The organism is Schlesneria sp. (assembly GCF_036405755.1).
In the GTDB taxonomy this organism is placed as follows: domain Bacteria; phylum Planctomycetota; class Planctomycetia; order Planctomycetales; family Planctomycetaceae; genus Schlesneria; species Schlesneria sphaerica.
In genome coordinates this window covers 1-5,241 of record NZ_DASWWZ010000291.1, presented here as the reverse complement: position 1 = coordinate 5,241, position 5,241 = coordinate 1, and the positions used below count along the sequence as shown (strand labels likewise).

Below are 5,241 nucleotides of genomic sequence, written 5' to 3'. Positions count from 1 at the left end.
GTAGAACCTGTACCGGTTAGCATGCCGTGCCTTTCGTCCGATCATCTGGCGGACGGGCCTCGATGACCGCACGGAGTGGTTCGCAGGGAAGCGCCTTCTCAATCCTTTTGTAGATGAGTTCAACAATGAGTGGTGAAAGCAAAGAAAGTGTGCCGTCGTCGAACGCCCAGCGGCTGCTGTGGGCTGGCTTCATGGCAATTCTGGCAGCGGGTGTCGGTTTCTCAATCCGCGGCGGTATCCTGACACAGTGGGCCAATAAGTTCGGTTTCACAATGACGGAACTGGGCCAGATCACCGGTGGTGGTCTGGTGGGTGCCGGCCTCATCATTCTGGCAGGGGCGTTCATTGCCGATAAAGTCGGCTATGGCAAACTGATGGCGCTGGCATTTCTGGCCCACTTTATCTCTGCCGTGGTCACGCTTTCCGCAGGATATGCCTACCAGACAGGTGGTAAAGTGGCGGCGTTTAACTGCCTTTACTGGGGTATGTTCCTGTTCGCCGTCGGTAACGGTATTTGCGAAGCAGTTGTGAATCCGCTTGTTGCGACTCTGTTCCCCAACAACAAGACTCACTACCTCAATATTCTGCACGCAGGTTGGCCGGGTGGTTTGATCATTGGCGGTCTGGCCAGCTATTTCATGAACCCGGACAAAGGGGAACCGGTTGACTGGATGATCCAGATGTCAATCTTCCTGGTCCCCGTCGTGCTGTATGGAGCAATGGTGCTGGGACAGCGCTTTCCTAAGTCTGAAGCCAGCGATGCTGGCGTCAGCTACGGGACAATGTTCATCCAGTTGTTTGCTCCTTTGATGATCGTCTTGATGCTGCTGCATGCTCTGGTTGGCTACGTCGAACTGGGAACCGATTCGTGGATTGCAAAAATCACCGGATCGATCATGCAGTCACCACAAAACGGTCTGATGCTCTTCGTCTATACCTCTGCCCTGATGTTTGCTTTGCGATTCTTCGCAGGCCCGATCGTCCATCGGATTTCGCCACTGGGACTTCTGTTCGTCAGCAGTCTGCTCGGTTTCGCCGGTTTGCAGATGCTGGGGGTCGCCAACACAGCAATGCTGTGCGTCGTCGCTGCAACGATTTATGCTTGTGGCAAAACCTTCCTGTGGCCGACCATGCTGGCCGTTGCGTCCGAACAGTTTCCCAAGGGTGGAGCCATCACGATTGGTGCACTGGGGGGGATCGGGATGCTTTCTGCTGGTCTGCTCGGGGGGCCTGGTATCGGCTTCAAGCAGGACTTCAACGCCTCTCATCGTCTGAAAGAAGATTCGCCTGCCGTTTACGAGCGGTATAAGTCTGCTACCGAGAACAGCTTCTTCGGTTTCAAAGTCTATGGACTCGACGGTCGAAAAGTCGGTGTGCTGGAGGACGGTGGTAAGGAACTGGCCCGTGAGGACAAGATCAATACGGAAGCCGGTAAGCCACAGAGTGAACTGGTTGGATGGTGGGCTGAAACCCAGCAAACCGCGACCGAGGACAAGACTGTTGTCGACAGCGCCGTGCTGTATGGTGGACGTCGCGCGTTGCAATTGACGTCGTATGTGCCGCTGGCCATGGCGGGGGGCTATTTGTTGATGATCCTCTACTTCTCTGCCACGGGCGGTTACAAAGCTGTTCACATCTCACCCGTTGGTGCGGATGAGGTCTACGGTGGTAACGAGCACTGAACGTCCCGATGTCAAATCCGCTCGGCTGGCTTGCTGACGAATTGCAATCTTTACGCGATGACGGATTGTTCCGTCATCGCCGTGAAGTTCGGCCGTTCAGTCAGTCCGTCGCCGGGCGCTCTGGCCGGATCATGATTCATGGACGCGAGGTCTGGGACTTCGCGTCCAATAATTATCTGGGACTCGCCTCTGATCCTGCCGTGCAGTCGGCCGCAGAAGAGGCACTCAAATCGCACGGGGTTGGATCAAAAGCCAGCCCGCTCGTCTCTGGCCGGACCGATCTGCATTCCGCACTCGAATCAGCGATTGCGGAGTTCGAAGGGACCGAGTCTGCCATCCTCTTTCCAACAGGGATGGCTGCAAATCTGGGGACCGTGGCTGCTCTGGCTGGGCCGGGCGATGCCGTGTTCTGTGATCGGCTCAATCACGCCAGTCTTGTCGATGGCTGTCGGCTGTCCGGGGCTCGACTCCGGGTTTACCGTCACGAAGACCTCGACGGGCTGCGGAAGTCGCTTTCCCGCGAATCCGCACGTCGCCTGTGGATTGTCACTGACACTGTCTTCAGCATGGACGGTGATCTGGCACCTCTTCCCGCTCTTTGCGAGATTGCCGAAGTGGCGGGGGCAGGCCTGATCGTGGATGAGGCCCACGGGACAGGTGTTTTTGGTTCTCTGGGACGAGGTGTCGCCGAACTCCAGCACGTCGAGGATCGAATTGCTGTGCGGATCGGGACGCTCAGTAAGGCCATTGGAGCCTTGGGGGGATTCGTTTCAGGAAGTCAGACTTTGATTGACTATCTGTGGAACAAGGCTCGGACTCAGGTTTATTCGACCGCGCTCCCCCCTGCTCTTTGTGCCGCGGCAATTGCGGCATTCGAGATCATTCGGACGGATCCCTGCCGGCGGACGCGGCTCCATCACCTTTCTTCCCTGTTCCGAAACGAATTACAGGTCCGAGGAATCCATCCACGTGCAGGCTCCGTTGGACCGATCGTCCCGATTGAAATCAGGGATCCCCATGCAGCCGTTTCGGTGGCCGAGCAACTGCAGAAGGTCGGTTTTCTCGTGGCGGCGATTCGACCCCCGACTGTCCCTGCGGGCACCTCGCGCCTGCGGGTGACAATTAATTGTGAGCTTCCTGGCGATGCCGTTGTGGAACTGGCCGACCACATTGGCAACTTATTAGCAGGACTTCGGTTGGAAGCAGCGTTAGATGTTTGAGTTCAACGCAGGCTTTTGTTACCGTCGCCCAACTGGGATGTCTGCCATGGTTACTGGCAGCAAGCAGAGGCATCGCGGTCGAGACCGTTCCTGTCCACAGTAGTTTCGGTGAGGCGACTTGCACTCGGACCGACGTCTGAAAGGGATCTGCCACTATGACGATTTTTCAACGCATCATCGACCGCGAAATTCCCGCCGAAATCGTGTTCGAAGATGACCAGTGCCTGGCCTTTCGAGACATTCATGCCCAAGCCCCCACGCACATTTTGATCATTCCTAAAAAACCAATTCCGTCGCTCGCCGATGCGACGGACGAAGACGAGGCACTTCTGGGGCATTTGCTCGTCACTGCCCGGAAAGTCGCTGTCGAGCAAAACCTGACCAACGGATACAGGACCGTCATTAATTGCGGCCGCGATGGCGGGCAGTCGGTTGATCATCTGCATGTTCATCTGCTCGGCGGACGCTCGCTGGCCTGGCCACCGGGCTAAGTTCTGGCTCAGCCAAAGCGCGTCTGAAATTTCGAAGAGCAACCACCAAAATTCGCATCACCGTCTGACATTCAGGGAGAAAAGTCATGGCATCTCGGAAGCTGACTCTCGCTTTCACTGTCCTCTGTGCAATGGGTGCACTGCTGGTCGCGCAATCAAAGCCAGAGCCCAAAACGGGACTGGGGATGGCAGAGGCTGCAAAAGGGTTTCTCGCTGCGATTTCACCCGAACAGCGGAAGCAGGCGACCTACACTTATGACGATCCCGAACGGTTGAACTGGCACTTTATCCCGCGCGAGCGGAAAGGTCTGCCACTCAAGGCGCTGGAAGGTGCTCCTCTCCAGACGGCTCACAAGCTGATTCGCAGTGGTCTGTCGGAAGCGGGCTACGATCAGGTCCTGAATGTGATGAGCCTGGAAGAAGTCCTGTATCTGATCGAACCGGGCGAGCGAACGGCTCGCCGACAGCGACGTGATCCTGATAACTACTATCTGACTGTTTTCGGGGAACCCTCCGAGACCGGTTTGTGGGGCTGGCGACTTGAAGGGCATCACCTGAGTCTGAACTTCAGCGTGAAAGACGGAAAAGTCATTTCCAGCACTCCCGAATTTTTCGGAGCCAATCCGGGGACGATCGAAGCCGGCCTCGGCCGTCAGATTCGCGTTCTCGGTCCCGAAGAAGATATTGCTCGTCAGATTCTCAAGCTCTGTACTCCCGAGCAACAGAAGTTGTGCTGGATCAGTAAGGAAGCTCCCGGCGAAGTCCCCGGTCCAAACGAACCACAGGCTGCCGTCAAGGATCCCGTTGGTCTGCCGGTCAGTCAGATGTCAGACGACCAGAAGAAGCTGCTTCAGGAACTGCTGGGCGAGTACCTCAAGAATCTGCCCGAAGACATTCAGAATGAGCGTCGTGACGCTCTGAAATCGGCTGGACTCGATAAGGTCACCTTCGCCTGGTACGGCGAACCCGATCTTCATCAGGCTCACCACTATCGCGTCCAGGGCCCGACGTTCGTGATCGAGTACAACAATACTCAGAACAACGCCAACCACGTGCACTCGATGTGGCGAAACCTTGCCGGTGACTTCGCTCTGCCGGTGAAAAAATAAGCGTGTTTTCCGATTCCCCAATGGCCTGCAGGCCACGGGGGGGATTGAGATCGCGGTGATCAGACTACGAAAGGCCGGGGTTTCACGACCCCGGCCTTATTCGCGCGCGGTCAGCTGCGTCTGGGGCAGGCGTTGTTCGAAGATCACGCCGCGAGAGGGGGGCAAAAAGTGCAAGCAGCAAACCAAGTCTCTGTCGTCGACCAGTCACGGATGCCACGTAGATCCACGCGATCTCGCTGCGTCAGCAGCTCATGGTCCTGGTTGCCTGAACGAACAATCGCGTTGGTCCCGTCTGATCTCGTCCGACGGGACCATCCACACTGGTGGACTTTCATACTCAGTGCAGGACGGCTACGAGAGTGTGAATTTGGCTCCGAGAATCCGCGTGAACTCAGACAGCCATGCCGGATGAGCGGGCCAGGCGGGTGCGGTGACGATGTTGCCGTCGACGTAGGCCTGATTCATCGGGATGGCGACGTACTGTCCCCCTGCAGCGGTAATTTCAGGGCCGCAAGCGGGGTAAGCGCTGCATCGACGTCCCTTGAGGACCCCTGCTGCGGTCAGCAGTTGTGCTCCGTGACAAATGGCAGCGATGGGCTTGTTGCTCTGGGCGAAGGATCGAACGATGTTCAGAACGGCTTCGTTCAGTCGCAGATACTCGGGAGCTCTTCCACCTGGAATCACCAGACCGACGTAGTCATCGGGTTTGACATCAGCGAACGTACTGTTCAAGGTGAAG

The 5,241-nt window shown here is 56.9% G+C and carries 5 protein-coding genes; 4 read left to right on the top strand and 1 reads right to left on the bottom strand.

Annotated elements, in window-relative coordinates:
• Positions 1-125: 125 nt before the first annotated feature.
• The 4 genes from VGE80_RS10210 (at position 126) to VGE80_RS10195 (ending at position 4,502) form a co-directional block, all read left to right on the top strand.
• Entirely contained in the window at positions 126-1,682 is a 1,557-nt protein-coding gene (locus VGE80_RS10210) for an MFS transporter (RefSeq protein ID WP_440592590.1), read from the top strand.
• A gap of 8 nt (positions 1,683-1,690) precedes the next feature.
• Entirely contained in the window at positions 1,691-2,902 is a 1,212-nt protein-coding gene (locus tag VGE80_RS10205; RefSeq protein WP_440592589.1) for an aminotransferase class I/II-fold pyridoxal phosphate-dependent enzyme, read from the top strand.
• Positions 2,903-3,057: 155 nt separating this feature from the next.
• Positions 3,058-3,393: a histidine triad nucleotide-binding protein gene (locus VGE80_RS10200; protein WP_373652878.1), complete on the top strand. Its 336-nt coding sequence runs from the start codon at positions 3,058-3,060 to the stop codon at positions 3,391-3,393.
• 86 nt (positions 3,394-3,479) lie between these two features.
• Positions 3,480-4,502: a DUF3500 domain-containing protein gene (locus VGE80_RS10195; RefSeq protein ID WP_373652877.1), complete on the top strand. Its 1,023-nt coding sequence runs from the start codon at positions 3,480-3,482 to the stop codon at positions 4,500-4,502.
• Positions 4,503-4,853: 351 nt separating this feature from the next.
• Here VGE80_RS10195 and VGE80_RS10190 read toward each other — a convergent pair.
• Positions 4,854-5,241 (bottom strand): DJ-1/PfpI/YhbO family deglycase/protease (locus VGE80_RS10190; RefSeq protein ID WP_440592588.1); only part of this gene is annotated, 388 nt, incomplete at its 5' end.

Coding starts and splice junctions, on each gene's coding strand:
- VGE80_RS10210 (WP_440592590.1), top strand. CDS start 126: ATGAGTGGTGAAAGCAAAGAAAGTGTGCCGTCGTCGAACGCCCAGCGG.
- VGE80_RS10205 (WP_440592589.1), top strand. CDS start 1,691: ATGTCAAATCCGCTCGGCTGGCTTGCTGACGAATTGCAATCTTTACGC.
- VGE80_RS10200 (WP_373652878.1), top strand. CDS start 3,058: ATGACGATTTTTCAACGCATCATCGACCGCGAAATTCCCGCCGAAATC.
- VGE80_RS10195 (WP_373652877.1), top strand. CDS start 3,480: ATGGCATCTCGGAAGCTGACTCTCGCTTTCACTGTCCTCTGTGCAATG.